General features: G+C 68.6%; 15 protein-coding genes and 2 pseudogenes. 10 read left to right on the top strand and 7 right to left on the bottom strand.

From position 1 onward, the window contains the following. Positions 1-137: 137 nt before the first annotated feature. A complete protein-coding gene (gene ppdK / locus AB5J55_RS00760) occupies positions 138-2,825 on the bottom strand; it encodes a pyruvate, phosphate dikinase (RefSeq protein ID WP_369268752.1) in 2,688 nt (895 codons plus the stop codon). A 263-nt stretch (positions 2,826-3,088) separates the two neighbouring features. Here ppdK and AB5J55_RS00755 point away from each other — a divergent pair, with 263 nt between their 5' ends. Together AB5J55_RS00755 and AB5J55_RS00750 are read left to right on the top strand one after the other, a co-directional pair. Further along, positions 3,089-4,816 carry a GAF domain-containing protein gene (locus AB5J55_RS00755; protein WP_369268751.1) on the top strand — a complete coding sequence of 576 codons (1,728 nt, stop codon included), beginning with the start codon at positions 3,089-3,091 and terminating at the stop codon, positions 4,814-4,816. Between the two features lie 182 nt (positions 4,817-4,998). Further along, a complete protein-coding gene (locus AB5J55_RS00750; protein ID WP_369268750.1) occupies positions 4,999-5,856 on the top strand; it encodes a universal stress protein in 858 nt (285 codons plus the stop codon). A gap of 1,176 nt (positions 5,857-7,032) precedes the next feature. Here AB5J55_RS00750 and AB5J55_RS00745 read toward each other — a convergent pair. Then, positions 7,033-7,611 carry a TetR/AcrR family transcriptional regulator gene (locus tag AB5J55_RS00745; protein WP_369268749.1) on the bottom strand — a complete coding sequence of 193 codons (579 nt, stop codon included), beginning with the start codon at positions 7,609-7,611 and terminating at the stop codon, positions 7,033-7,035. A gap of 415 nt (positions 7,612-8,026) precedes the next feature. Here AB5J55_RS00745 and AB5J55_RS00740 point away from each other — a divergent pair, with 415 nt between their 5' ends. From AB5J55_RS00740 to AB5J55_RS00725, 4 genes are read left to right on the top strand one after another with little or no spacing between them, the layout of a single operon-like run. Next, the gene (locus AB5J55_RS00740) at positions 8,027-8,605 is read left to right on the top strand and encodes a (2Fe-2S)-binding protein (RefSeq protein ID WP_369268748.1); all 579 of its coding nucleotides are present in this window, start codon (positions 8,027-8,029) and stop codon (positions 8,603-8,605) included. After that, positions 8,602-9,594 (top strand): xanthine dehydrogenase family protein subunit M, encoded by a 993-nt coding sequence (locus AB5J55_RS00735; RefSeq protein ID WP_369268747.1) that lies wholly within the window; start codon positions 8,602-8,604, stop codon positions 9,592-9,594. The genes AB5J55_RS00740 and AB5J55_RS00735 overlap by 4 nt, the downstream gene beginning before the upstream one ends. Further along, positions 9,591-11,714: a xanthine dehydrogenase family protein molybdopterin-binding subunit gene (locus tag AB5J55_RS00730; protein ID WP_369268746.1), complete on the top strand. Its 2,124-nt coding sequence runs from the start codon at positions 9,591-9,593 to the stop codon at positions 11,712-11,714. The genes AB5J55_RS00735 and AB5J55_RS00730 overlap by 4 nt, the downstream gene beginning before the upstream one ends. After that, positions 11,707-12,894 (top strand): XdhC family protein, encoded by a 1,188-nt coding sequence (locus AB5J55_RS00725; RefSeq protein ID WP_369268745.1) that lies wholly within the window; start codon positions 11,707-11,709, stop codon positions 12,892-12,894. The genes AB5J55_RS00730 and AB5J55_RS00725 overlap by 8 nt, the downstream gene beginning before the upstream one ends. 158 nt (positions 12,895-13,052) lie before the next feature. Here AB5J55_RS00725 and AB5J55_RS00720 read toward each other — a convergent pair. Further along, positions 13,053-13,498, bottom strand: a pseudogene (locus AB5J55_RS00720) (FAD-dependent oxidoreductase); the annotation flags it as partial. Positions 13,499-13,621: 123 nt separating this feature from the next. Between AB5J55_RS00720 and AB5J55_RS00715 the strand changes: the two are divergent. The 3 genes from AB5J55_RS00715 (at position 13,622) to AB5J55_RS00705 (ending at position 15,552) form a co-directional block, all read left to right on the top strand. Further along, positions 13,622-14,493, top strand: a protein-coding gene (locus AB5J55_RS00715; protein WP_369268744.1) for an IS5 family transposase whose coding sequence is annotated in 2 segments (ribosomal slippage) — positions 13,622-13,982 and positions 13,982-14,493 — 873 coding nt in all. Because the reading frame shifts where the segments join, the coding sequence is not laid out codon by codon here. 103 nt (positions 14,494-14,596) lie between these two features. After that, positions 14,597-14,971 carry a hypothetical protein gene (locus AB5J55_RS00710; protein WP_369268743.1) on the top strand — a complete coding sequence of 125 codons (375 nt, stop codon included), beginning with the start codon at positions 14,597-14,599 and terminating at the stop codon, positions 14,969-14,971. Positions 14,972-15,165: 194 nt separating this feature from the next. Continuing rightward, positions 15,166-15,552 carry a metalloregulator ArsR/SmtB family transcription factor gene (locus AB5J55_RS00705; RefSeq protein WP_362385566.1) on the top strand — a complete coding sequence of 129 codons (387 nt, stop codon included), beginning with the start codon at positions 15,166-15,168 and terminating at the stop codon, positions 15,550-15,552. 25 nt (positions 15,553-15,577) lie between these two features. Here the strand turns inward: AB5J55_RS00705 and AB5J55_RS00700 are convergent. Continuing rightward, positions 15,578-16,362 (bottom strand): annotated as a pseudogene (locus tag AB5J55_RS00700) (RICIN domain-containing protein); the annotation flags it as partial. A gap of 822 nt (positions 16,363-17,184) precedes the next feature. On the opposite strand from AB5J55_RS00700, the gene AB5J55_RS00695 reads away from it, so the two are divergent. After that, a complete protein-coding gene (locus AB5J55_RS00695; protein ID WP_369268742.1) occupies positions 17,185-19,314 on the top strand; it encodes an NACHT domain-containing NTPase in 2,130 nt (709 codons plus the stop codon). Positions 19,315-19,567: 253 nt separating this feature from the next. Here the strand turns inward: AB5J55_RS00695 and AB5J55_RS00690 are convergent, their stop codons facing one another. The 3 genes from AB5J55_RS00690 to AB5J55_RS00680 all read right to left on the bottom strand — a co-directional run bounded on the left by AB5J55_RS00690 (position 19,568) and on the right by AB5J55_RS00680 (position 24,075). After that, positions 19,568-20,446: a PLP-dependent cysteine synthase family protein gene (locus AB5J55_RS00690; RefSeq protein WP_369268741.1), complete on the bottom strand. Its 879-nt coding sequence runs from the start codon at positions 20,444-20,446 to the stop codon at positions 19,568-19,570. A gap of 1,017 nt (positions 20,447-21,463) precedes the next feature. Continuing rightward, positions 21,464-22,666, bottom strand: a complete 1,203-nt coding sequence (locus AB5J55_RS00685) for an alpha/beta hydrolase (protein WP_369268740.1) — start codon at positions 22,664-22,666, stop codon at positions 21,464-21,466. Positions 22,667-23,181: 515 nt separating this feature from the next. Further along, positions 23,182-24,075 carry a hypothetical protein gene (locus tag AB5J55_RS00680; RefSeq protein ID WP_369268739.1) on the bottom strand — a complete coding sequence of 298 codons (894 nt, stop codon included), beginning with the start codon at positions 24,073-24,075 and terminating at the stop codon, positions 23,182-23,184. Positions 24,076-24,114: the final 39 nt, after the last annotated feature.

Genomic DNA, 24,114 nt, shown 5'->3' with positions numbered 1-24,114 from the left:
GGTCGTTGCTCACTGCTCGGTCTGCCTACTCAGCGGAGCGACACCGCGGGGGATCGGTGCCGCTCCCGCATCTACGGTCCCTCGGGCAGTCATCGGGCGCCAGGGCCGATGGGCCCCGGTCAGGGCCCGGATGGCCCTCACCGGCTGTCGCTGACCTCGGTTCCGGGAAGCGCCGCCCGGCCCGCCTCCAGACGCGCCACCGGCACCCGGAACGGCGAGCAGGACACGTAGTCCAGTCCCGCCGCGTGGAAGTAGTGGACCGAGTCGGGGTCGCCGCCGTGTTCGCCGCAGACGCCGATCATCAGGCCGGGGCGGGCGGCGCGGCCCTCGTCGACCGCGATCCGGAGCAGTCGGCCCACGCCGTCTCGGTCGATCGTCTCGAAGGGCGAGGTGGGGAAGATGCCCTTGTCGAGGTAGGCGGAGAAGAACTCCGCCTCGACGTCGTCCCGGGAGAAGCCCCAGGTGGTCTGGGTGAGGTCGTTCGTGCCGAAGGAGAAGAACTCGGCTTCCTCGGCGATACGGCCCGCGGTGAGCGCTGCGCGGGGGAGCTCGATCATCGTGCCGACCGGGCACCGCACGGGCACGCCGGATTCGCCGGACACCTCGGCGAGCACCCGCTCCACTTCCGCGCGCTCGATGCGCAGTTCCTCGACGGCGCCGACCAGCGGCACCATGATCTCGGCGTGCGGTGAGCCGCCGGCCCGCGTGCGTGCCACCACGGCCTCGGCGACGGCCCGCACCTGCATGGCGACCAGGCCTGGAACCACCAGGCCGAGGCGGACGCCCCGCAGGCCGAGCATCGGGTTCTCCTCGTGCATGCGTCCCACGGCTTCCAGCAATGCCTGCTCGTGCGAATCGGGTTGCTCACCGCGCGCCTCGGCGGCAGCTACGCGCACAGCGAGTTCGGTGCGGTCGGGCAGGAACTCGTGCAGCGGCGGATCCAGAAGGCGGATGGTGACCGGCAGACCGTCCATCGCCTCCAGGATGTCGGTGAAGTCCTGCCGTTGGAGCGGCAGGAGAGCCTCCAGCGCCCGCTCACGCTCGGCGTCGCCGCGGGCCAGGATCATCTCCTCGACCAGCTTGCGGCGCTCGCCGAGGAACATGTGCTCGGTACGGCACAGCCCGATGCCCTGCGCCCCGAAGCGTCGGGCGCGCCGCGCGTCCGCTGGGGTGTCGGCGTTCGCCCGCACCTCCAACCGTCGTATGGCGTCGGCGTGTTCGAGAGCGCGGGCCACGGCGGTGACCACGCCTGCTGGCCGCTCGCCGGCCTCCAGGAATCGCATGACCGCTGAGTCGGCCAGCGGGACCGCCCCCGGATACACGGCACCTGCGGAGCCGTCCACGGAGATGACGATGCCCTCGTCGACGACGGTGCCGGCACGGGTGGTGAAGCGCCGGGCCTCGGTGTCCACGGCGAGTTCCTCGGCGCCGCACACGCAGACCTTGCCCATACCCCGGGCCACCACGGCTGCGTGACTCGTCTTGCCGCCGCGACTGGTCAGCACGGCCTGGGCGGCGATCATGCCGGGCAGGTCGTCGGGGGTGGTCTCCTGGCGGACGAGGACCACCTTCTCGCCGACTGCGGCACGCCGTACCGCCTCGGCGGAGTCGAAGACCGCGGCGCCGACCGCTGCACCAGGTGAGGCCGGGATGCCGTGGGCGAGTGCCTCATCCGTCGCGGAGGCGTCGAAGCGCAGGAACATCAGCCGGGCGAGCTCGTCACCGCTGACACGCGCCAGGGCCTCGTCCGGGGTGACGAGCCCTTCGTCGGTCAGCTCGGCGGCGATGGCGAACGCGGCCTCGGCGGTGCGCTTGCCGACCCGGGTCTGCAGCATCCACAGCGTGCCGCGCTCGATGGTGAACTCGATGTCGCACAGGTCCCGGTAGTGCCGCTCCAGGGTCCGCATGTGGGTGAGCAGATCCTCGTACGACCGGGGATCGAGTCGCTCCAGCTCGGCCAGCGGCACGGTGTTGCGGATGCCGGCAACGACATCCTCGCCCTGCGCGTTGGGCAGGTAGTCGCCGTAGAGTCCGCTGCGGCCGGTGGCCGGGTCGCGGGTGAAGGCGACGCCGCTGCCGGAGTCGGGGCCGAGGTTGCCGAAGACCATGCGCTGCACGGTGACGGCGGTGCCGAGGTCGTCGGGGATGTGCTCGCGACGCCTGTACAGGCGGGCGCGTTCGCCGTTCCAGGAGCCGAACACCGCCAGGATCGCCCTGCGCAGCTGCTCGGCGGGCGACTGCGGGAATTCCTCCCCCGTTTCGTCGCGGATCAGCTGCTTGTACGCCTCCACCAGCTCGGCGAGGTCGCGGGCGTCCAGGTGCAGATCGTCGGCGGCGTGGCGCAGGCTCTTGAGCGCCGTCATGGCCCGCTCGAACAACGCCGGGTCGACGCCCATGACCGTACTGCCGAACATCTGGACGAGCCTGCGGTACGAGTCCCAGGCGAACCGCTCACTGCCCGAGACCTTGGCCAGCCCCTGGACGGAGTCGTCGTTCAGCCCGATGTCGAGGACCGTCTCCATCATCCCGGGCATCGAGAACCGTGCCCCGGACCGGACGGACAGCAGCAACGGGTCGTCCCGCTGGCCCAGCCGCCGACCGGCGGCGTCCTCGACGGCTGACAGGTGCCGGGACACCTCTGCAAGCATGCCGTCCGGTTCCGCTCCGGTGCTGAGGAAGGCCCGGCACGCGTCGGTGGTGACGGTGAACCCCGGCGGGACCGGCAGGCCCAGCCGGGTCATCTCTGCCAGGTTGGCGCCCTTGCCGCCCAGGAGGTCCGCCATGTCGCGGCGGCCCTCGCGGAAGTCGTACACATAACGGACCATGACGCTGCGCTCCTCGGCTCGGCGGGTACGGTCCGGCTGTCGGGCCGCGACTCCTCTCCAGCGTCGGACGACAGGGGCCTGGTCGGCATGTGCCGGCCGTCCTCATGTCAGGGCCGAACGGCCCAACCACCCGAGCTGTGACCTGGCCACTGCGGGCCCGCGTCCCTCTCCGATCCCGTACCGCCCCGCGCCACGGGCCGGTAGCGTGGCTCATGACCGGAGCGGCCGGTGTCAGACCGCCCACGGGACCGGAGGAGACGCAGGTGGGAAGCGCCGAGGAGTCCGGGGGAGCCCGCGTACGGCTGCCGCAGCTGAGGCTGGACGAGCTGCTGGAGGAGCTCCAGGCCCGGCTGGACGCGGCCCGTGGCACGCGCGACCGGGTGCACAACCTGCTGGAGGCGGTCCTTTCGGTCGGCCGGGAGCTGGACCTGGAACAGGCACTGCACAGCATTGTCGAGGCAGCCGCGATGCTGGTCGACGCCGAGTACGCAGCCCTGGGTGTGATCGGGCCCGACGGCAAGCGCCTCTCGGCCTTCCACACGGTCGGGGTCAGCGAGGACCAGATCGCCAGGATCGGCCACTATCCGGAGGGCCATGGCATTCTCGGGGAGCTCATCAGACATCCCGAGCCGCTGCGCCTGGCGAAGATCTCCGAGCACGCGTCGTCGTACGGCTTCCCGCCCAACCACCCCCCGATGAACACCTTCCTCGGCGTCCCCATCCGGGTGCGCGACCAGGTTTTCGGCAACCTGTACCTCACCGAGAAGCGCGGCGGTGCGCAGTTCGACGAGGATGACGAGTCCGTCCTGTCGACTCTGGCTGTGGCCGCCGGCGTGGCCATCGACAACGCCCGCCTCTACGAGGAGTCCCGGCTGCGCGAGCGCTGGTTGCAGGCGAACGCGGAGATCACTCACAGCCTGATGTCCGGCAGCGAGCGCGGCGAGGTCCTCGGACTGATCGCCGAGCGCGCCCGGGAGATCACGGGGGCCGCGCTCGCGGTGGTCGCGATGCCGATGGAGGACACCGCCTCGCTCAGTGTGGAGCTCGCCATCGGGTCGGAAGCGGAGACGCTGCGCGGACTGGTGCTGCCCGTCGACGGAAGCCTGATCGGCGAAGCCTTCTCGACGGTCGCCCCCGTCACCACCCCGGACGTCTCCCACGATGACCGCGTCTCGGCGGGCCCACCACGCTTCACCGGCCTGGGCCCGGCGGTCGCTGTTCCGGTCGGGACGGGTGAAGGCGGCGTACGAGGCGTCGTCCTGCTGATCCGCGAGGCGGGGCAGACGGTGTTCACCGGAAAGGAGATCGAACCGCTGCAAGGCTTCGCGGCGCAGGCCGCTGTCGCCATGGAGCTCGCGGAGCGCCGGCAGGACGCCGAGGAGGTTGCCGTCCTCAAGGACCGCGACCGCATCGCCCGCGACCTGCACGACCTGGCGATCCAGCGGCTCTTCGCCACCGGCATGACCCTGCAGAGCGCGGGCCGCTTCATCGAGCACCGAGAGGCTTCCGAGCGTGTGGTGCGCGCGGTGGACGACCTGGACGAGACCATCAAGATCATCAGGTCCACGATCTTCGGCCTGCGCTCGCGCGAGGGCACCGGCGGGTCCGGGCTGAGGGCCCGTGTGGTGCGGGTGGCGGGCGAGGCGGCGCCGGTGCTGGGCTTCGCGCCCAGCGTGCGCATGGAGGGCCTCGTGGACACCCGGGTGCCGCGCGAGATCGGCGACCATGTGGTCGCCGTACTCTCCGAGGCCCTCACCAACATCGCCCGCCACGCCCACGCCGACCGCGCCGACATCGTCCTGACGGCCGGCTCCCACCAGGTCTGCCTCACGGTCAGCGACAACGGCGTCGGCATCCCGGCCGACGGCCGCCGCAGCGGGCTGCGCAACATGGCGGAGCGGGCGCGGCAGTTGGGTGGGGGGCTGGAGCTGAGCAGTCCGGGCGAGGGCGGCACCACGTTGGTGTGGAGAGTGCCCGTGCCGACCGAGTAGAGCCCTCCGGAGGGGGCCGACCGGTCTGTCCTGTGAAGTCGGCACCACTCGGACCGGGGCATGGGCCGAGCGTCCCCAGTACTTGCCCCATCCGCCTCTCGTGACGGTCCCCCGCGAGTACGACGCTGAGATCAGAGCCCTGGCTGTCCGACAAGGCAGCCCGACAGAAGGCGGTGAGGGCCATGACACTCCCCTTGGTCGTAGGCGTCGACGGATCGGACGCGAGTCTGCTGGCCGTGGACTGGGCGGTGGACGAGGCCGCACGAGGCGATCTGCCGCTGCGGCTGGTGTACGCCTCCCTCTGGGAGCGCTACGACGCCGCCGTACCGTCGTTCGAACGGGAACGCCCCTCTGAGCGCGTGCTGGCCGAGCACATTGTCGCCTCGGCGGCTGAGCGTGCCGCACGGCGCGCCCCGGCGGTGAAGGTGACCACCGACATCGTCCCCGCCGAGCCGGTCGAGGCCCTTCTGCGCGAGGGCCACAACGCCTGCGCCGTGGTGACGGGAGATCGGGGCCGCGGTGAGCTGAAGGGTCTGCTTCTCGGATCGGTGGGCCTGGGCGTGGCCGCCCGAGCGCATTGCCCGGTGATCGTGGTCCGGGGTGACGAGGCGGGCATGGTCGGCATGCACGAGCGGATCCTGTTCGGCGCGGGAGATCCGGCCACCGGCAGTCTGGCCGTGCACTTCGCCTTCCGCGAGGCCGAGGCACGCGGATGTGTTCTCGACGCCGTACGCGCCTGGCGCTGGTCCGCACAAGAGGGCACGGACCATCCCGCGCGCGAGCGCGAAAGGCGAGCGGCAGCGCAGCTCGACGAAGTGCTGCGCGAGGCAATAGACGAACATCCGGGCGTCCCAGTGCGCCGAGCCACTGTCGAGGGCCCGGCCAGCCGCATCCTTGTGACCCGTTCGGCCGCCGCGGATCTCGTCATCATCGGGGCGCGTCGCCGGCATGGTCACTTCGGTCTGCAACTCGGCCGCGTGGGCCACACGCTGCTGCACCACGCGTACTGCCCGGTCGCAGTCGTTCCGCAGTTGGCGTGAACGCTGTCCCCATGCAAGTCGAGTTGCGGTCAGAGCCAGCCACCGAGAGTGATCAGCCCGTGGTGCACCAGCGGCTCAAAGAAGGGATTGGCCGGAGCGACGGCCCGTACGCCAACTCCGCCATGTCCATGCGCCGAGGCTTACGGCGGTGGTCGAGAAGCCGAAGGTCGGCGATCCGGTCAGCGACCTCGGTGTCGGAATACGAACGGCGAACCGGGGCGCACACCCGCGATCTTCCATACGCAACTGACAGCGGCGCTGGAGGGACTGGCGGCGGTTCTGCCACCACTGCAGGTGGTCGGCGGCGTCCTGGGGGGACCTGGACGACGCCAAGGACGAGGGCGATGCCGAGCCACAGGACGGCACCACCAAGGGGCGTCGGTGAGAACGGTCCCCAGCCCGCCGGCGCCGAAGAGGGCGACGGGCCCTGGGCTGGGAGTCCGAGGGGGCGGGTCTGGGTGATCGAGCTGCGGGGATTCCCCCGCCGTTGATCCTGGGCATGGCGGAAGGTTGTTCGGCGGACCGATGTTGCGAGCAGCGGGCGTGACATCGGCGCGGGGCTCGCGGCGTCCGGTCGGTGCGATCGCCCGGCGGGAGGAGGCATCGGACGTGCAACGTTGGAGCCTGACGAACTCGTTCCGGAGGAGTGATCGCAGGCGGACACCACCTCAACCGCGAGGTACCGTGCAGGTTCTGACGGCGGCCCCCTGCACGCTAAGGCCCCGGCCCTCAGGACTGGGGCCCTTGCGTGTTGGCCCAAGTCGCCAAGCGTGGCGAGCCTGATTTCGTTGGTGTGTTCCTCGGTGAGCCCGGCTCGGTCTTCCACTGCACCCACTCCTCAATGAAGTGGTTGTGGAATCGCAGCGGATCCACCGGGTTCATAATCGCGGGCCCCGAGCCGCGTTGGGCTTGCTGAGCGCGACGCACTCGCTGGCCGCAACACCCCCGTTCGGAGGCGTCCGAGGCCGTCTTTGGGGCCATGGCATGGGCTTCCTGCTCCGGTGGCAGCGGCAATGACGCCGACGGCCTCAAGGAGTTCGCGCCGTCAGTCCGTGTCAGGTGTCAGGCGCGGCAATGTGCGTCGTACCGTCTCACCTCGGGGTATCCAGGCGGCCTGCCGCCCGGAGGCCCACACCCGACCGATGACGGTCGCCTGCGGTAACACGACGCTGACCTTCACGGCCGCGCCGCACCTGCCCGCAACCCGTCCATGACCAGGTCGAGAAGCCGTGCCGCGCGCGGTCGCCAGTCCTCCGTCGGGGTCATCTGCCACAGGCCGGCGATGGCGAGGACGAAGTCGTCGGCCGTGACCCCGGGGCGGATGGTGCCCGCCTCCTCGGCTGTGCGGAGCAGGAGTTCGGCTGCCTCGGCGACGGGGGTGGGGGAGGGTTTCGCCGGGCCTCCTGGCGCACTGGTGGCGAGGCGGATCGCGTCGGCCAGGCCCGCCTTGGTCATGGCGAACTCGGCCAGTCGGTCCATCCAGGTGCGCAGGGCCTGCTGCGGCGGCAGCTCCTGGAGCAGTTGCGTCGCGCTGTCGGCGACCTGCTGCATCTCGTGGCGGTAGATCTCCAGGACAAGGGTCTCGCGGTTGGGGAAGTTGCGGTAGAACGTGCCCTGGCCGACCCCCGCCTTCTTGGCGATGGCGCTGAGGGGCGCGTCCGGACACTGCGTCAGTTCGGCGAGGGCGACGCACAGGATGCGTTCGCGGTTGCGTTGCGCGTCTGAGCGCAGAGGGGTGTCTTTCCTGTGCTGCACCGTCACTCCTTGAGGCACGTGGCAGGAGCGCGCCCTTGCCAAGCGGACAGCTGTCCGTTACGTTTCCGGGTAGCGGACAGATGTCCGGTTGGGGTCCACTCTAGCTCCGGACGCGACAGGCGCGTCAGTCCTCTGCCGCCGTTCAGCGCTGTTCATCTTCCGCCGTGTACCTCGTGCACTCCATGCGCTCGCACCCGCACAAGCACAAGTGCCCCACCGTCACGCCCCCACTGTCACAAGCACTCACCATCACCCCCAACTCAATACAAGCGCCCTCCATCACCAGCGATGGCGCGCACCACCGCAGACCCTCACGGCAAACGCGCACCCCAGGTAGCCGAGACGGCGCCTTCCGGGTCCACGCCCGCCCGAGGCTCGGGCCCCTCAAGTACCGAATGCCTGAAGGAAGTTGCTCATGGCCTTATCGACGTCCAGCGTCATCACCCTGCACATCAACGGCGAGAAGCACACGCTGCCCGTCGACCACCGCACCACCCTGCTCGACGCCCTGCGCGAGCGACTCGATCTCACCGGCACCAAGAAGGGCTGCGACCAGGGGCAGTGCGGTGCCTGCACCGTTCTGGTCGACGGCCGCAGGACGGTCGCCTGTCTGCAACTCGCGGTCGCGGCCGAAGGGCGTGAGATCACCACCATCGAAGGCGTCGCGGACGGCGACCACCTGCATCCGGTGCAGCAGGCGTTCCTCGAACTCGACGGATACCAGTGCGGTTACTGCACCCCCGGACAGATCTGTTCGGCGATCGGCATGCTCGCGGAGCACGCGGCCGGTTGGCCGAGCGCCGCATCCGACGACGTACGCCCGACGGCCGGGCCGCCACCGCTGACCCCGGACGAGATCCGTGAGCGGATGAGCGGCAACCTGTGTCGCTGCAGCGCCTACACGTCGATCGTCGAGGCCGTCGCACGAGCGGCCGAGGCCGAGGCCTCGTCAGCTGCGGACGTGCCGGCGCAGTCCAGGGAGGCCGTCGCATGAGGGAGTTCGACTACCGCAGGGCCCCCGACGTGCCGGGTGCCGTCGCCCTCCTCGACGACGATCCGCACGCGCGCTACCTCGCGGGCGGCACCAACCTGGTCGACCTGATGAAGAGCGGCGTGGAACGCCCCGCCCGCCTCGTCGACGTACGGGAGCTGCCCCTGGACCGCATCGAGCCGGCCGCGGACGGCGGACTGCGCGTCGGTGCGACGGCCACCAACAGCGACCTCGCCGCCCACCCCGAAGTCCGCAGCCACTACCCGATGCTGGCCCAGGCGGTGCTCGCCGGTGCCTCCGGCCAGCTGCGCAACATGGCCACGGTCGGCGGCAACCTCCTGCAGCGCACCCGCTGCGCCTACTTCACCGACACGACCAAGCCGTGCAACAAGCGCGAACCCGGCAGCGGCTGCCCGGCCATCAGCGGCGAGCACCACAACCACGCCATCCTCGGCGCGTCCGAGACGTGTGTGGCCGTACACCCCTCGGACATGGCCGTTGCCCTGACCGCCCTCGACGCCGTCCTGCATTACGAAACCGCTGGAGGACAGGGCGAGTTGCCGATCGGGCAGCTGTATCTTCCCGTTGCCGAGACACCGCACCGCGAGACGGCCCTGCCGGCGGGTGCGCTGATCACCGGCGTCTCCCTGCCCCGGGTGCCGGTCGCGGCCCGCTCCCGGTACCGGAAGGTGCGCGAGCGCGCCTCCTACGCCTTCGCCATCGGCTCCGTCGCGGCCGCGCTCGACATCCGCGACGGGGTCGTGCACGACGCACGCCTGGCGTTCGGCGCGGTCGCCTCCCGGCCATGGCGCGCACGCACCGCAGAGCGGCTCCTCATCGGGGCGCCCGCCACGGCCGAAACGTACGCGGCCGCCGCCGAAGCCGAACTCGCCGCGGCCCGGCCGCTGCCGCACAACGGATACAAGGTGACCCTGATGCGCAACCTGACCGTGGCCGTGCTGAGCGAACTCGCCGAGGAGGCCGCGCGATGACCACCACCGCGCAATCAGTCGCCGTACGCGCGGTCGGCGCCGGTCACGTCCGGGTGGAGGGCCGGGACAAGGTCACCGGCGCGGCACGTTACGCGGGCGACATACCGTTCACCGAACTCGCCTACGGCTGGCTGGTGTTGTCCACCGTGGCGCGGGGCCGCATCCGCGACATCGCGAGCGCTCCCGTCCTTGAGATGCCCGGCGTCGTCGCAGTCCTGGACCACCGCAGCGCCCCGCGCCTGGAGACCGACTACGTCGGCCTGCTGGGCAGCAGGCCCGACCCCACCTGCGCCGTCTTCCAGAACGACACCGTGCCCCACCTGGGCTGGCCGGTGGCCCTGGTTGTCGCGGAGACACCCGAGCAGGCGCGGGAGGCGGCCGAGGCCCTGGTCGTCGAGTACGAACCGCTGCCGCACGACATCGAGTTCACCGGCGAGCACCCGGACTCCTATCCCGTGGACGGCCACATGCCGGGAGTGACGGACAAGGGCGACCTGGAAGCCGAACTGGCCACGTCAGCAGCCGTCGTGGACGAGGAGTACACCACTCCGGAGGAACACCACCACCCCATGGAGCCCCACGCGGCGACCGCCCGCTGGGAGGACGGCCGACTGGAGGTGGTCGACTCCAACCAGGGCGCCACCTGGGTCGTCGGCGAGCTGGCGAATCTGTTCTCGCTGGATCCCGCGTCGGTGCGGGTGCGTTCGGAGCACGTCGGCGGTGGCTTCGGCAGCAAGGGCGTACGCGCCCACCAGGTGGCGGCCGTGATGGCCGCGACGATCCTCCAGCGTCCGGTGCGCGTCGCTCTGACCCGGCCCCAGATGTTCGCGCTGGCCGGGCACCGCAGCCCCACCGTCCAGCGGGTCAGGCTCGGCGCCGACGCCGACGGGCGGCTGCGTGCCCTGGACCACCGCTCGGTGAGCCGCACCGCCACCGTGTACGAGTTCGTCGAGCCGAGCGCCGGCGTGGCGCGGGTGATGTACGACGCCGACGCCCACCACACCGAGAACCGCGTCGTACGCCTCGACGTGCCCAGCCCCACCTTCATGCGCGCGCCCGGTGAGGCTCCGGGAGCCTTCGCGCTGGAGTCCGCGCTCGACGAACTCGCCGAGAAGTGCGGGATCGACCCGATCGAACTGCGACTGCGCAACGAACCGGACAAGGGCCCCGTCTCCGGTCTGCCCTTCGCCAAGCGCAACCTGCGCGCCTGCTTCGAGGAGGGCGCTCGCCGTTTCGGCTGGACCGAGCGCGATCCCCGGCCGGGTGTGCGGCGCGAAGGCCGATGGCTGCTGGGCACCGGCACCGCCGCCGCGTCCTTCCCCGCGGGCGCAGCCCCCTCCACCGCCGCCATCACCGCCGAGGCCGACGGCCGCTTCACCGTGCGGATATCGGCGGCCGACATCGGCACCGGCGCGCGGACCGCGCTCACTCTCGTCGCGGCCGACGCCCTCGACGTCGTACCCGAGCGGGTGACCGTGCGGATCGGGGACAGCGAGTTCGGCTTCGCGATGATCGCGGGCGGTTCGATGGGCACCCGCTCCTGGTCCATGGCCATCGTCGCGGCCGCCCGCGAGCTGCGGGAACGACTCGTCCCCGGCATGGTCATCCCCGCAGAAGGAATCACCGTGCGCTCGGACACCACCGCGCAGATCGCCGCGCTCGCGAACATGGAACGGCACTCCTACGGCGCCCAGTTCGCCGAGGTGGCCGTGGACCCGGCCACGGGTGAGGTGCGCGTACGACGCATGCTCGGCATCTTCGCCGCCGGCCGCATCGTGAACCCGCTGACCGCACGGGGCCAGTTCACCGGCGGCATGATCTGGGGCATCTCCATGGCCCTGCACGAGGAAGCCGTGCGCGACCCCGCCTTCGGCGGGCCCGTCGGCGCCGACCTGGCCGGTTATCACGTGGCCACCCACGCCGATGTCCCGCGCATCGAGGCGGACTGGGTGGACGACACCGACCCCGACGACCCGGTCGGCATCAAGGGCATCGGCGAGGTGGGCATCGTCGGCGCCGCGGCCGCCATCGCCAACGCGGTCTGGCACGCCACCGGCGTACGGCACCGCAGCCTGCCCATCCGCCCGGACCGCGTCCTGACGGCAGGCTGCGATGCTTGACCTTCTGCCGGAGCTGAAGAACTGGCTGGCCGAGGGGCGTGATGTCGCCGTCGCCACCGTCGTGTCCGTCGGCGGCAGCGCCCCACGGGGCCCCGGCGCCACACTCGCCGTCGACAGGGCCGGCACGGCCATCGGCTCGGTGTCGGGCGGGTGCGTCGAGGGCGCGGTCTACGACCTGTGTGCCCAGGCGCTGGAGACCGGGCACACCGTGCTGGAGCGCTTCGGCTACAGCGACGAGGATGCGTTTGCCGTAGGCCTGACCTGCGGCGGTGTCCTCGACGTGATGGTCACGCCCGTGCTCGCGGACACGCCCGTCAGTGCACTGCTGCGCTCCGCTCTGGAGACGGTGGCCAAAGGCGAGCCGGTGGCCATGGCCCGAGTCGTCGAGGGCCCGGCCGCCCACCTCGGTGCCACCCTGCTCGTCCACGGCGACGGCTCCACGGAAGGCGGCCTCGGGATCCACGATGACCTCGACCGCACGGCCGCGGCACAGGCCCTGGCCGCGCTCGACGCCGGACGCACGGGCACGGTGGAGCTGTCGCCGGACGGCTCGCACTGCCCCGACGGCCTCACCCTGCTCGTGGAGTCCAGCACGCCTGCGCCGCGGATGATCGTCTTCGGCGCGGTCGACTTCGCCGCGGCGCTGGTGCGGGTCGGTAAGTTCCTGGGCTATCACGTCACCGTGTGCGACGCCCGGCCGGTGTTCACCACGCCGGCGCGCTTCCCCGAGGCGGACGAGGTCGTTGTGGACTGGCCGCACCGCTATCTGCGGGGCACCCGGACCGACGGCCGGACCGTGCTGTGCGTCCTCACGCACGACGCCAAGTTCGACGTCCCCCTGCTGGATGTGGCGCTGCGGCTGCCGGTCGCGTTCGTGGGCGCGATGGGTTCGCGCCGTACCCACATCGACCGGGACCGCAGGTTGCGCGAAGTGGGCCTGAGTGAGGAGGAGTTGGCTCGGCTGAGGTCACCCATCGGGCTCGACCTCGGAGGCCGTACGCCCGAGGAGACCGCCTTGTCGATCGCCGCGGAGATCGTCGCGACCCGCAGAGGCGGAACGGGTCTCCCGCTGACCGGTTCGGGGACGCCGATCCACCACACGCCGAAGGCTCCGGCTCTCTCCCACCGCTCACTCCGCGGGCGGGAGCTGCCCACCGGGGTCGCAGACCTTGCTTCCTAGCCCCGGCACCCACCCCAACCCTCACGCCTCGCCTTGCCGGAGTGCGAGCGCGCGACCAGCGCACCCACCGTCCCCAGTTCCGGGTCCGGACCGCCGCCTCGACCACATGTGACACCGCCATCGGCGCGCATACGGTCCCGGCGGCGCCGCTCCCGGGATCACCTCATGGGCATGAACTCGGGCAGGGTGAGGGCCGAATGGGTAGGGCGTCCCTCCGCTGGGTAGGGCGTCCCTCCGCGGCGGGCATGGCGCTGAGATTGCGCAGCATGTCGTTGCGCTGCTTCAGGGCAAGGGCGGTGGCAGGGAAGAGCGCGGCATCGCCCTCGCCGACCTGCTCCTGATCGACGGTCACGAGCTCACGGGTGTCGTGTTCGTACGCAGCGAAGCCCGCGGTGTGGTCCCGGTCGGCCAGGGACGCCAACATGTACGCGCCGACCAGCGCGAGGCTGGAGCCCTGTCCGGTGAGGAACGAGGGCGCGTACACGGCGTTGCCCACCAGCGCGACCCTGCCACTGGACCAGCATGGCATTTGGATCTGGCTGGCCCCGTCGAAGAACAGATCGTCCGCGTCGTGCATGGCGGCAGGCACGCCCGGGACCTCCCAGCACCCTCTAGGGCTTGCGTAGAACTCTACGGACGGTCATGCCTGATCGTCAGATGATCTGTTCAGGTTGCCATTTCGATCTGTCCCTGTCGTTCGAGGACAGGCCAACCTAGGCCGTTTCGTTTGGATCGGTCGGTCGTTGGTCCGGGTGTGCCGTTAACTGACGCGCAGTGGGCGCGGATCGAGCCGTTGCTCCCGGACCGGACGCCGAAGCGGGGTGGCCGGTGGCGGGATCACCGTGAAGTGATCGACGCCATTGCCTTCAAGTTCCAGACCGGAACGCAGTGGGTCCATCTGCCGGATAGGTACGGCAACTGGAGAGGCGTCTACAACCGGCTTCGGATGTGGGCCGTTGACGGCACCTGGGAGCGGGTGTTCACCGCGCTGATGGCCCAGGCCGACGCGGACGAGGATCTGAACTGGGCGGTCTCGGTCGACTCCACGATCGTGCGTGCTCACCAGCATGCGGCCGGGGCCCGCAAAAAGGGGCCCCGGCAGGCGAGCCGGCCGACCACGCCGTCGGCCGGTCCCGCGGGGGACTGACCACGAAGATCCACCTCGCTGCCGATTCCCGCTGCCGGCCTCTGGCGTTCGTCCTCACCGCCGGACAGGCCGGCGACGCACCGGCCTTCACCGACGTCATGGCCCGCCTGCGCGTGCCCCGGCGCCGTGGACGGCCCCGCACCAGGCCGGACGTGGTCCTGGCCGATAAGGCGTACTCGTCCTGCGCGATCCGCGACCACCTGCGCAAGCGCGGCATCCGTGCGGTGATTCCTGTTCCGGCGGACCAGCGCGGCCATCGGCTGCGTCGCGGCAGCCGAGGCGGCAGACCACCCGCCTTCGACCGCGAGACCTACAAGCAGCGCAACACCGTCGAGCGGTGCATCAACCGCCTGAAACAGTGGCGCGGAATCGCCACCCGCTACGAGAAGACCGCCACCATCTACCTGGCCGGACTTCACGTCGCAGGCATCTTCCTCTGGTCCGCCCGCTGATCCAAACGAAACCGCCTAGGGCCAGGTTCGAACGCCTACGGTGCCGCTCACGGGGCGGGCCCGGCACCGGTGCCCGCCACAGCAACAACAAGGGGAGGCGCCGATGGCGAGTGTGGAAGTGACGTTGAAGGAAATGATGACCGGGATCGAGGGCGCGATGGGAGCGGCCGTCGTCGACTACACGAGCGGCATGGCCCTCGGCACCTTGGGCGGGGGCAAGGACCTGGACCTGACCATCGCCGCAGCGGGGAACACGGACGTCATCCGTGCCAAGGTGCGCACGATGGAGCATCTCGGGCTCAAGGGTCAGGTGGAGGACATCTTGATCACGCTGGGAAACCAGTACCACCTCATCCGGCTGGTGGCCGTCAGGAGCGGCAACGGCCTGTTCCTTTACCTCGTCCTCGACAAGGCCCGCTCCAACTTGGCGATGGCCCGCCTGCAACTCAAGCGGCTTGAAGAGCAACTCGAGGTCTGACCAACCCTGTCAACCGGGCCGACGCACGCTCACGAATTGAAGACTTCTTCAAGTCATCAGATGGAGAGGGTCGCACTTCATGAACGAGAGCCGCCAGGTCCGATGAGAATGAGCAGGGAAAACCCATGGCGCGGCCGACCCCTCGGGTACCGTCGCGCCATGGGAGGCACACCCCGACCGGCAGGAAGAGCGTGATGCAAGTTCCCCTTTATCAAGCCAAAGCGGAATTCTTCCGTATGCTCGGGCACCCGGCGCGCATCAGAGTGCTGGAACTGCTGCAGCACGGCCCGGTCCAGGTGCGGGACTTGCTTGCAGATATCGAAATCGAACCCTCCAGCCTCTCGCAGCAGTTGGCCGTCCTGCGCCGTGCGGGCATCGTCGTGTCGATCCGGGAAGGCTCCACCGTCAGCTATGCACTCGCTGGCGGCGACGTGGCCGAACTGCTCCGTGCGGCCCGCCGAATCCTGACCGAGCTCCTGGCCGGGCGAAACCAACTGCTGGCCGAATTGCAGCAAACCGACGGCTCCTCACGGCCGGTGCCGACGGCAGCCGAACAACCCGGTAAGGACAGCGTCCACTGAGACAAGGCGTCCTCTGCTCACGTCGTCACAGGAAGCGCCACAGCTGGTCGGCCGTGCCGTTGTCGTCGAACTGCACGACGACGGCGCTGTTCTCCACGGACATGTGGTCGACGCCGAGAACCTTGCCGCTGTGGCCGTCGCGGATCAGGCACCAGCCGTCGCCCTTGTCCATGAGTTGCCAGGCGTGGTCGCCGGTACCGGTGTTGGCGAACTGCACGACACGGGCGCTGTTCTCCGTGGACATCCCGTTCGGGGCGAGGACTTTGCCGCTGTTCTTGTCCGCGAGGCGGCGGAGGGGCGGTTACGGGGGCCACTGCCTGCCGTCGGGGGCCGCGGTAGGGAACGAGTTGATCCGAAGTCGGGCCGCACCCGAGGGGATGAGGGTGACGGTTTCCATGGCGGTTGGCGGTGCGCGTCGGGCCGTCCTGGAGCGGCGCGACGACATGTTCGTCATCCGCGATCCACTCCGGTATGCGGCGGGCCTGTGCCGAGAACCGCACCGGTGAGTCTTGGGAAGTGAAGGGCTGGTCCGGCACGGCGGAACCTCTCTGTGTGACGGTCAGCCGAGTGTCCAAGACCAGGCCGTAGTTCCACGGTGTCGTGGGGTGGACCGCGTAGGCGGGGAAAGTGTCGTCTCCACAGATGCGTTCGTATCGTTCCCCGATGTCCAGCGAGTATTTTAGTGGGCCCCTTTCGACGCGTAGGGCGCCGTGTTGGGCAGGCCAGGTGCGCAGCCCGGGCCTATAGGGGGAAGCGGATGCGGACGACGTCGCCGTCGCGCCAGGTGCGTTCCAGGCGTGCCCAGCAGGGGGCGTCCGGCGCCGCGGCCCAGGACGGCCATGCCGCTGGCCGCGGCCCTACGGCCACGCCAACCGCCCAGCCACGTCAGCAACCTCATGAACTGCACGTATCCTGAAGTGCGCCAGGCTAAGCAGCTCCTACTCAGGAATAGCCGCTCCTGGCCTGCCGCACGATTGGGTGTGTCGTTCGGGCGGCTGCGTCTCGGAGCGGGAGCGGCTGGGGTTCGACATCAAGTGCCGGTGCGGCGATGGAGCTCGAACTACGCGGAATGGTGTGAACTGGTACGGACAGGCGGGGCCGGACGACCTGAACGGTGGCGAGGCCAACGACGCCCTGTGCGGCGGAGCAGGCAACGGCATACTCACTGACGCCACCGGCACCGCCGACTACGGAAACGGCGAAGCCGGCACGGCCGACCGGTGCGACATCGCATCGAAACTCGGATCGACTGCGAGATCCTCTTCTGATCGCCGCCTCGAACGAGCGGGCGGTCAGAGTTTCCCCTGGCCCCCGCGAGGAGACGCGACACGTCGGAACTCTGGAAGCCGGCTCCTGCTCGCCGTCCGCAGGAGTCGGACGTTCGCGCTCCCTCTCCGCCCGGCAGCGGTGTGAACAACCCCTCGGCCTCAAGAGCAGAACCCCAGAAGTCAGCGTGGTCCTCGTCCGAGGTCAGCGCGTACCTCTGCCCCTCGCTGCCCCGCCTTGGCGTTCGTATCGCTCTCTCCGTGAGAGCGCTGAGGGGGTCTTCCCTACTTATGCCATGATCTTTCACCAGTTCCTAGCACAATAGGCGCTATGGGACATGGGGGGCCTGGCGGCGGACCAAGACGTGTGAGTGTGTGGTACCTGATGTTGTTCGTGATGGGCTCGGCCGTGGCGCTGGGGCTGTCTGAGATCTACGAACTGGAAACACCCGCGATTGCGGCCGGAGTGGTGCTGGGCCTGCCTGCGGTGTACCTGGCCTGGGCAGCCTTCCGTGCCGACCGGGCGGAGGCGTCCGCTCTCGACGAAGATACGGCCGCTGTGGAGCTGGCCAAGGCGGTCACGAATTGGTTGAACGAGGAGGCGCGCTTTCGCCGCATCTACGAGTCTCAGCCATTGCCGGTGGTCTGGCGGGCAGCGGACGAGGACTTGATCGAGGACTGGCCGGATGTTGCGGGTTTGGCTCGGTCCTGGCCGGGGGGAGGGCCCGGCGACCAGGCGCACTGGGCGCGGGATGCTGCAGGGCTGTCTGGGCAGGATGCCGAAATCGGCGACGTGTTCTTAAAAAAGGTGCCCACCCGCCGACTGGTGATCCTCGGAGAGCCTGGCGGAGGCAAGAGCGTGTTGCTGGTCCGGTTGCTCGCAGACCTCATGGGACGCCGCAGCGACGGCGACCCGGTGCCCGTTCTGTTCTCCCTCGCCTCCTGGAACCCTCGCCACCCGTTGAAGGATTGGCTGGCTGAGCAGTTGCGGCGGGAGTATGAGCGTCTGAGTGACACCGCACCAACTCTGCTCACCCCTCCCCGAGAGGGGCCGGGTGACCTGGCACAGGCACTGGTCGACCACGGCCGGATCCTGCCTCTGCTCGACGGCTTCGATGAACTTCCCCCCGCCCTGCACCCGGTAGCGCTCAAAGCCCTCAGTCGGGAGTTGCCCATCGATCAGCCCCTGGTCCTGGCCAGCCGAACCGCTGTGTACCGGGCTGCCGTGGCACTCAACCCTGATACCGGGATGAGTGTCAATGGTGCTGCTGCTATCCAATTGCTCCCTGTAGAGCCGCCGCATGCAGCAGCCTATCTCCGCCGTAACGGCGACGGGCGCGCCGGCCACCAGTGGGACATGGTGATCGCCCGCTTGGGCACTGACACTCCAGTTGGGCAGGCATTGAGCACCCCGCTGGGGCTGTTCCTGGCTCGCACCATCTACGCCCCCCGCCCACAAGCCGCATCCGTACCCGAACCCCCGCACCCAAACGAGCTCTGCGACATCACGGCCTTCCCCACCCGCGCCGCCGTATACACCCGCCTGTTCGACGCCTTTATCCCCGCTGCCTATGGTCCCGACCATCGTCGGCCACCCCGCTGGTCTGCCGGCCAGGCTCAGCAGGCCCTCGCGGTCCTTGCGCGCCATCTGGAAGCACATCGGGGAGGCAGTACCGATCTGGCGTGGTGGGAACTCGGCATGACGGTCCCTACAGTGCCTCAATACCTCACAGCGGCGCTTGTGACCGGTCTCTTCGGTGCTGTGACGGTCGGCCTCGTTGTGGGCATCAGTTTCGGGCTCGTGCTGGGGCTCGTCGGGATGCTGGTCGCCGGCCTTGTGGCCGCGTGCGCCTCCCCCTACGGGTTGGACAGCGCGCTACCGGGGCAATACCCAAGCCGCCGATACCGCTCCGGCCTCATGCTTGGGCTCATGGCGGCTCTCGTAGCAGCCCTTCTCGTCTATGGGTTCGCTGGTGGCCGGGCCGCCCAATACGCCGGCCTGATCGCCGGAGCCGCGTTCTGGTCCATGGCAGGAGACCTGACTCTGGGACGAGTTGATCTGGCCGAGAGGGTCGGACCGGGGACAGTGATGGCACAAGATCGCCGAAACCTCTTCCAGATCGTGCTGGTATACCCTCTCGGCTTCGGACTCCTGGGTGTGTTCCTGTGCGGGCTGACGAGCCCGTTTCCGGGCATACCGGCGTTCGGGATCGGCGGAGGGCTGGCCGTCGGGCTCACTGCCGGGTTCGCATACGGGGTCGCCGCCGGATACAGGGAGACGGCGTGGGCGGCGTTCGCGGTAACCACGACCTGCCTCACAGTGTTGAACCGACTTCCATGGTCATTGATGGGGCCCTGGTCGTTGATGGCCTTCCTCCAAGATGCCCATGAGCATCGAGGCGTTCTGCGCCAAGTCGGTACGGTCTACCAATTTCGCCACATCGACCTGCAACGACATCTCGCACAGGCGCAACACGGATCCCCGTCTGGCCCTTGAGGTTGATGTCCATGCCAGGAATGCTGACCGGCTGTTCGGTGGGGGCTGTGATTGGTTGCCGTCCCTCGGCGAAGGCCTCGGGAACTGGTGGTCTTGGTCGTGGCCGCGCAGCGGCTGCCCGAGCCGGGCCGCTCACCAGACGGCCGTTGGGACGCCTCCAGGACCTGATCGTCGCCCGGCACGTGTCCTCCGCCCCGTTGTTTCGCCCGGAATCGCGTGGCAGACATCGCCACTGGCGGGGGCCAGAGTCCTGTCAGTCGATGAACAGATCACCCGTGAGGTACTTGAGCCCGGTGTCTGGGGCGACCGTCACGACAATCTGTCCTTCTCCGATCTCGCCGGCCAGGTGAAGCGCGCCTGCGACGTTCAGGGCGCCAGAGGTGCCGGTGAAGATGCCTTCCTGCCGCGCGAGCGGCAAGGCCGGACGACGGGCCTCCTCTTCGTCGACAGTGCGGGCTTCGTCGAACGTGTCCGCGGTAAGCAGCGGCGGGATGATCCCGGTGGCGACTCCTTCCACCCGGTGCGGTCCGGCTGTACCGGCGGTCAGCATCGGCGAGGAGGTCGGTTCGAGGGCGACGGCGCGGACCAGGCCACCCTTGCGCAACGCTGTGCTGACGCCGGCGAACATTCCGGCGGTACCGACGGCGGCACAGAAGACGTCCACCGTGACACCGTCGCCACCGGTCTGCCGAAGAATTTCGCGACCGAGTTCTGCATAGCCGTTGAGGGCGTCGAGGTTATGGAACTGATCGGTCCAGAAGGCCTCGTCGCGCTCGATGATTCGGTCGACTTCACCGCGCATACGCACGAACAGTTCAGGCGTGATCCGGCCCTCGTCGCTGGGCACGACCGTCACGTCCGCGCCGAATGCCCGCATGGTGCGTAGCTTCTCCGGTGCGAACGCGTCCGAGGTCACGATTGACAGCGGATAGCCCTTCACCGCGCAGACGAAGGCCAAAGAAGACCCTGTACTGCCGCCGGTGAACTCCACGACGCGCTGCCCCGGGCGCAATGTACCGCGGCGTTCCGCGCTCTCGATCATGGCCAGAGCCATGCGATCTTTGTAGCTGCCGGTGGGGTTGGTGCCCTCAACCTTGACCAGGATGTCAGCCGCCCCCCTCGGGTACGACACGACTCAGGCGCACCAGTGGCGTTCCGCCGATGGTCTGAAGGGACGAGGACTGAATTCCGGGCAGACCCATGGGACTCCTCGCTCACCTCTCGATCCGGGTTCCCCGGACCGGCCAAATCTTCAGCGACCGAGATTAGGCCGGATAGGCCAGGGCTAGTGCCGTCCCACACCGACGAGACATATACGTCATGGCGTCGTCCGATGACCTCTGCGAAGTCGAACCGGCGGGAGTATGTGGTTCCGGCTGGCCGTCGATGCCATGTGGGACCGCATGGTCACCGTGGCTCCCCGCGCTCGTCCTCCCCTCAATCTGAGCCGGCGGACTCCGGTTGCCAGGGCGGTACGGACCGCAGAGTATCGACCGGCCGTCTCGGATCGGGGCTGGGGTGAACGCGCGTTCAGCAGGGCGGTTCCTGGCGGTACTGCGGGTTGCCGGCCAGGGGCAGCAGACCATGGATCCTCGGGCCTGCATCTGGGGCAGAGGGTGGGCCTTGGTCGCGACCCGTCGGCTCATCTCGCGGAAGATCATGTCGATGTCTAGGCCTGCGGCCCGTGGGGAACGCCGTGCCGGAGGATGTCAATCAGTTCCCCGTAAAAGCGGTGTAGGGCTCGCCTGCCGGAGCGAGGGCCATACGATTCGACGAGGCTGCGGTCAGGAGAACGGTGCCCTCGATATCGGCGAGGGGGAGTGGCTCGGGCCCAGCCATAGTGTGGATGGCTTGTCCATCGAAACAGCAATCGAGGATCACCACTTTGCGTTGTGCCCTGCTCTGCAGCACCGCGCAACGAATCCAGTTGTATTGGAGGCTCGTGTACTGGGCATCGGTGCGGCTGTCCTGGAGTGCCAGAGACACAGTAGCCGCACTGTCGTCGTGTGCTGACGGCACACGGCGTGCGCTCCTTACCTGTTTCCTCGATGACGGTGACGGCTTGTGGCTGTACCGGTGACCTGTGCTCGCGCCGGGGCCTGGTGTCGGCCGGCCCCGGCGCGTCCGTGTATCGCTTGCGGGATTGGCCTCACTCCATTTGTGTCAGTACGCCGTCGGAGTCCATGAACCAGCTTCCGCTCTCGACGTCGTAGACCTTCTTGTCCTTGAGCCACTTCCAGGACATGTGCTGCAGGGTCTTGGCGGCCTTGCGTTCCCAGACCGGGTTGTGGTCCCAGCCCGCGACACGGAACATCAACTTTTCGTCCTTTGGGATGGCCTTGTAGAGCTTCGGAACGGAGAAATGCAGTACCGGCCCCAGCTCCTCCGGGGTGTTGGCCGTTCTGTCCTGGTCCCCGTAGACGATGCATACCGGTACGGTGCTGCCGAGCGTTGATTCGTGCGGCACGGTGCTCTCGTTCCAGCCCCACCAGTAGGAATTGCGCCACCGCATGACGCCCTCGGGTGGCCCCGGGGGCGAGCCGCCCCACTTCTGGCCGATGCTGTCGCAGTCCATGATGGCCTGCCACACGTGGTCGGCCAGTTCCTTGTCACTGATGCCGGCTTGGAGTCCCGCCTTGCTGGTCAGGTTCATCGGGAAGCCGAAGACCGCGGGCGGCTTTGACTCGGGCTTCGTGGGCAGGGGCGTTCCGGGAGGCGGAGCGAAGGGGTCTGCGATGTTCGTCGACCATCGGCCGTTGGGGGGGAACATGGGCGCGAGAAGGAACATGCTCGCCACATCCCCGGGCGCCCGCAGAGCGTACGGGCCCATGACGAACGAGGCGGCGGACCAGCCGATGAAGGCGACCTTCTCGTTGGCGCACCGCTTCCTGATGAACTTGACGACTGTGCCCAGCTCGTCCCATTCGCTCTGGGAATTCCCCAGCTGGAACGGGTAGTTCGCTGTCGGGTCGCAGTCATCCGTACCTGGGTAGGTCTTCAGGAGACTCCGCTGGGCCGGGTTCGCGTTGCACGGGTCGTGCATTTCCGGGCGAGGGGAGAGCCCGGACCCCTGGAGGTCCATGATGTACACGTTGTAGCCCTTGCCTGCCAGGGCCTGCGCCCAGCTGAGGCTGTTGTCCGGCTGCGGGGGGCTGCCGTCCGCAGGGATGACGAGGTCGCAGCCGGGCAGGGCCGGAACGCTCCTGCCGTGGAGCATGAGGACCGGCTTGGGAGTGCCCCCGGATCCGGTGGCCTGGTATTCCCGCACGAAAAGCTCGATCTCGGTGCCGAAGTTCGCCGGGATGGTCGACTTGTGCTTGACCTTGTGGTCGACGGGAGTCAATTTCTCCATGGTCGTCTCCGATGGCTGTTCGCCCTGAGGAACGGTTGTTGCCGGGGATCTACGCCCGGAGCATCTTCACGTCCCGGGCGATATACAGAGCAGGGCGTGACTGATCGGGAGCGGGGCGGGCACGGCGCCTGGTCGGACGGGCCTGCTCACCTGGGGACCCGGAGGCGGGCAGGTTAATTGTCGGCCACGGCGACGAGCCGGATTAGCGTGTTATCGACGACGTGAGCGCTGGGCACCGCGCTGCCCGACGTCACTGGCCGCCGCTCTGTTGTCGCATGCTGGGTCAACATGCGGATGGAGGGTAGGCCGTCACTCGCTCCATGATCCTATCTTCGGGGCCTGACGTGATCGCGAACTCGTGATCTGCGCAGGATTATCCCGCTAACCATCCTTCACCTGTTCGGAGTATCCGGCAACTGGCGTGCGATTGCGTGAAACTGAAAAAGCATGGTTCAAAGTTAAATGCCATTCAGGTCAAGATTTCGCGAGTAGGCATCGCGCTCATGGAGCCTTGCCTATCTCGAGCTGCCGACGCCTGTAGGCAGCCTACCGACGGCATCCGGCTCTGGGTTCGACGTGCAATGGTCCGGCAGCCGTCGGCATAGTTGCTGACCGTCATGCCGCCCGCGCCCATATGCATCTCTCACGGCCTCCTCGATAGCGGATCTTGCCTCGGCCTCTGCATTGGCTTCAGCCCATGTCGCCAATGCCCCTACGCAGATGATCAGCAGGAAGGCCCCTACCAGCCAGCGCTTGACGAGTCTCGTCGGCCAGGGGGCGGGATGGAGGTCCCCGCTCAAGGAGTGGCGAGGCGTCACTGCAGGATGGGGGCCGTCCAGGAGCAGCTTGTACGTGATCTTTTGACCCCTGTGAATGACGTGAGGTCGGACATAGAAGGTGTCGTCGTTGAAGTCTGCGGGTGGGACCCTTCGATTGCCCCCAGTTTCCTCAGCCAGTTTCGCGACGATGCGGGATCCGAGTGCGAACTCAACGGGCCTGTCATTGAAGTGGGATGCTTCGAATTCTCCGTGACCCACGTTGATCAGTGTGAGGGTCATGGTATGGGGGTGTGCGAGGCGCTGTTGTCCTCGGTACACGGTGACGTCGCTGACCGTGCTCTTGAGGAGCGGTGTGATCTCGACGGAGTATTCAGCCTTTCGTCGCGGCACGTTCGCGCGATAAGCCCAGTAGATCGCGGCGGCGCCCACCACCACTGAGGCGATCGTTCCCACCGCACCGGCTATGTCGGTTGCGTTGCTGGCCACTGTCAGGCTGGTCATGGTGATTTTTATAGCAGTGGCCGCATGACCGTGTGGCCGATTGTGCTCTGGTCGGACTTCTTCCGGCTGGGGTCGATCATCATGGACCCTGGCGCCTTGCTTCAGCGCCTGAAGTGCGATGTTCAGCACAGAAGTTGAGCTGGGAGCCAAGTCAGGGGAGTGTGCGGC

The organism is Streptomyces sp. R11 (genome assembly GCF_041051905.1).
In the GTDB taxonomy this organism is placed as follows: domain Bacteria; phylum Actinomycetota; class Actinomycetes; order Streptomycetales; family Streptomycetaceae; genus Streptomyces.
The sequence above is the reverse complement of the archived record's forward strand: the minus strand, read 5'-3'. Positions and strand labels throughout refer to the sequence as shown.

What these genes read in the sequence shown, in the direction of transcription:
- ppdK (WP_369268752.1), bottom strand. Translation starts at nt 2,825, where the DNA reads ATGGTCCGTTATGTGTACGACTTCCGCGAGGGCCGCCGCGACATGGCG.
- AB5J55_RS00750 (WP_369268750.1), top strand. Translation starts at nt 4,999, where the DNA reads ATGACACTCCCCTTGGTCGTAGGCGTCGACGGATCGGACGCGAGTCTG.
- AB5J55_RS00740 (WP_369268748.1), top strand. Translation starts at nt 8,027, where the DNA reads ATGGCCTTATCGACGTCCAGCGTCATCACCCTGCACATCAACGGCGAG.
- AB5J55_RS00735 (WP_369268747.1), top strand. Translation starts at nt 8,602, where the DNA reads ATGAGGGAGTTCGACTACCGCAGGGCCCCCGACGTGCCGGGTGCCGTC.
- AB5J55_RS00730 (WP_369268746.1), top strand. Translation starts at nt 9,591, where the DNA reads ATGACCACCACCGCGCAATCAGTCGCCGTACGCGCGGTCGGCGCCGGT.
- AB5J55_RS00725 (WP_369268745.1), top strand. Translation starts at nt 11,707, where the DNA reads ATGCTTGACCTTCTGCCGGAGCTGAAGAACTGGCTGGCCGAGGGGCGT.
- AB5J55_RS00710 (WP_369268743.1), top strand. Translation starts at nt 14,597, where the DNA reads ATGGCGAGTGTGGAAGTGACGTTGAAGGAAATGATGACCGGGATCGAG.
- AB5J55_RS00705 (WP_362385566.1), top strand. Translation starts at nt 15,166, where the DNA reads ATGCAAGTTCCCCTTTATCAAGCCAAAGCGGAATTCTTCCGTATGCTC.
- AB5J55_RS00685 (WP_369268740.1), bottom strand. Translation starts at nt 22,666, where the DNA reads ATGGAGAAATTGACTCCCGTCGACCACAAGGTCAAGCACAAGTCGACC.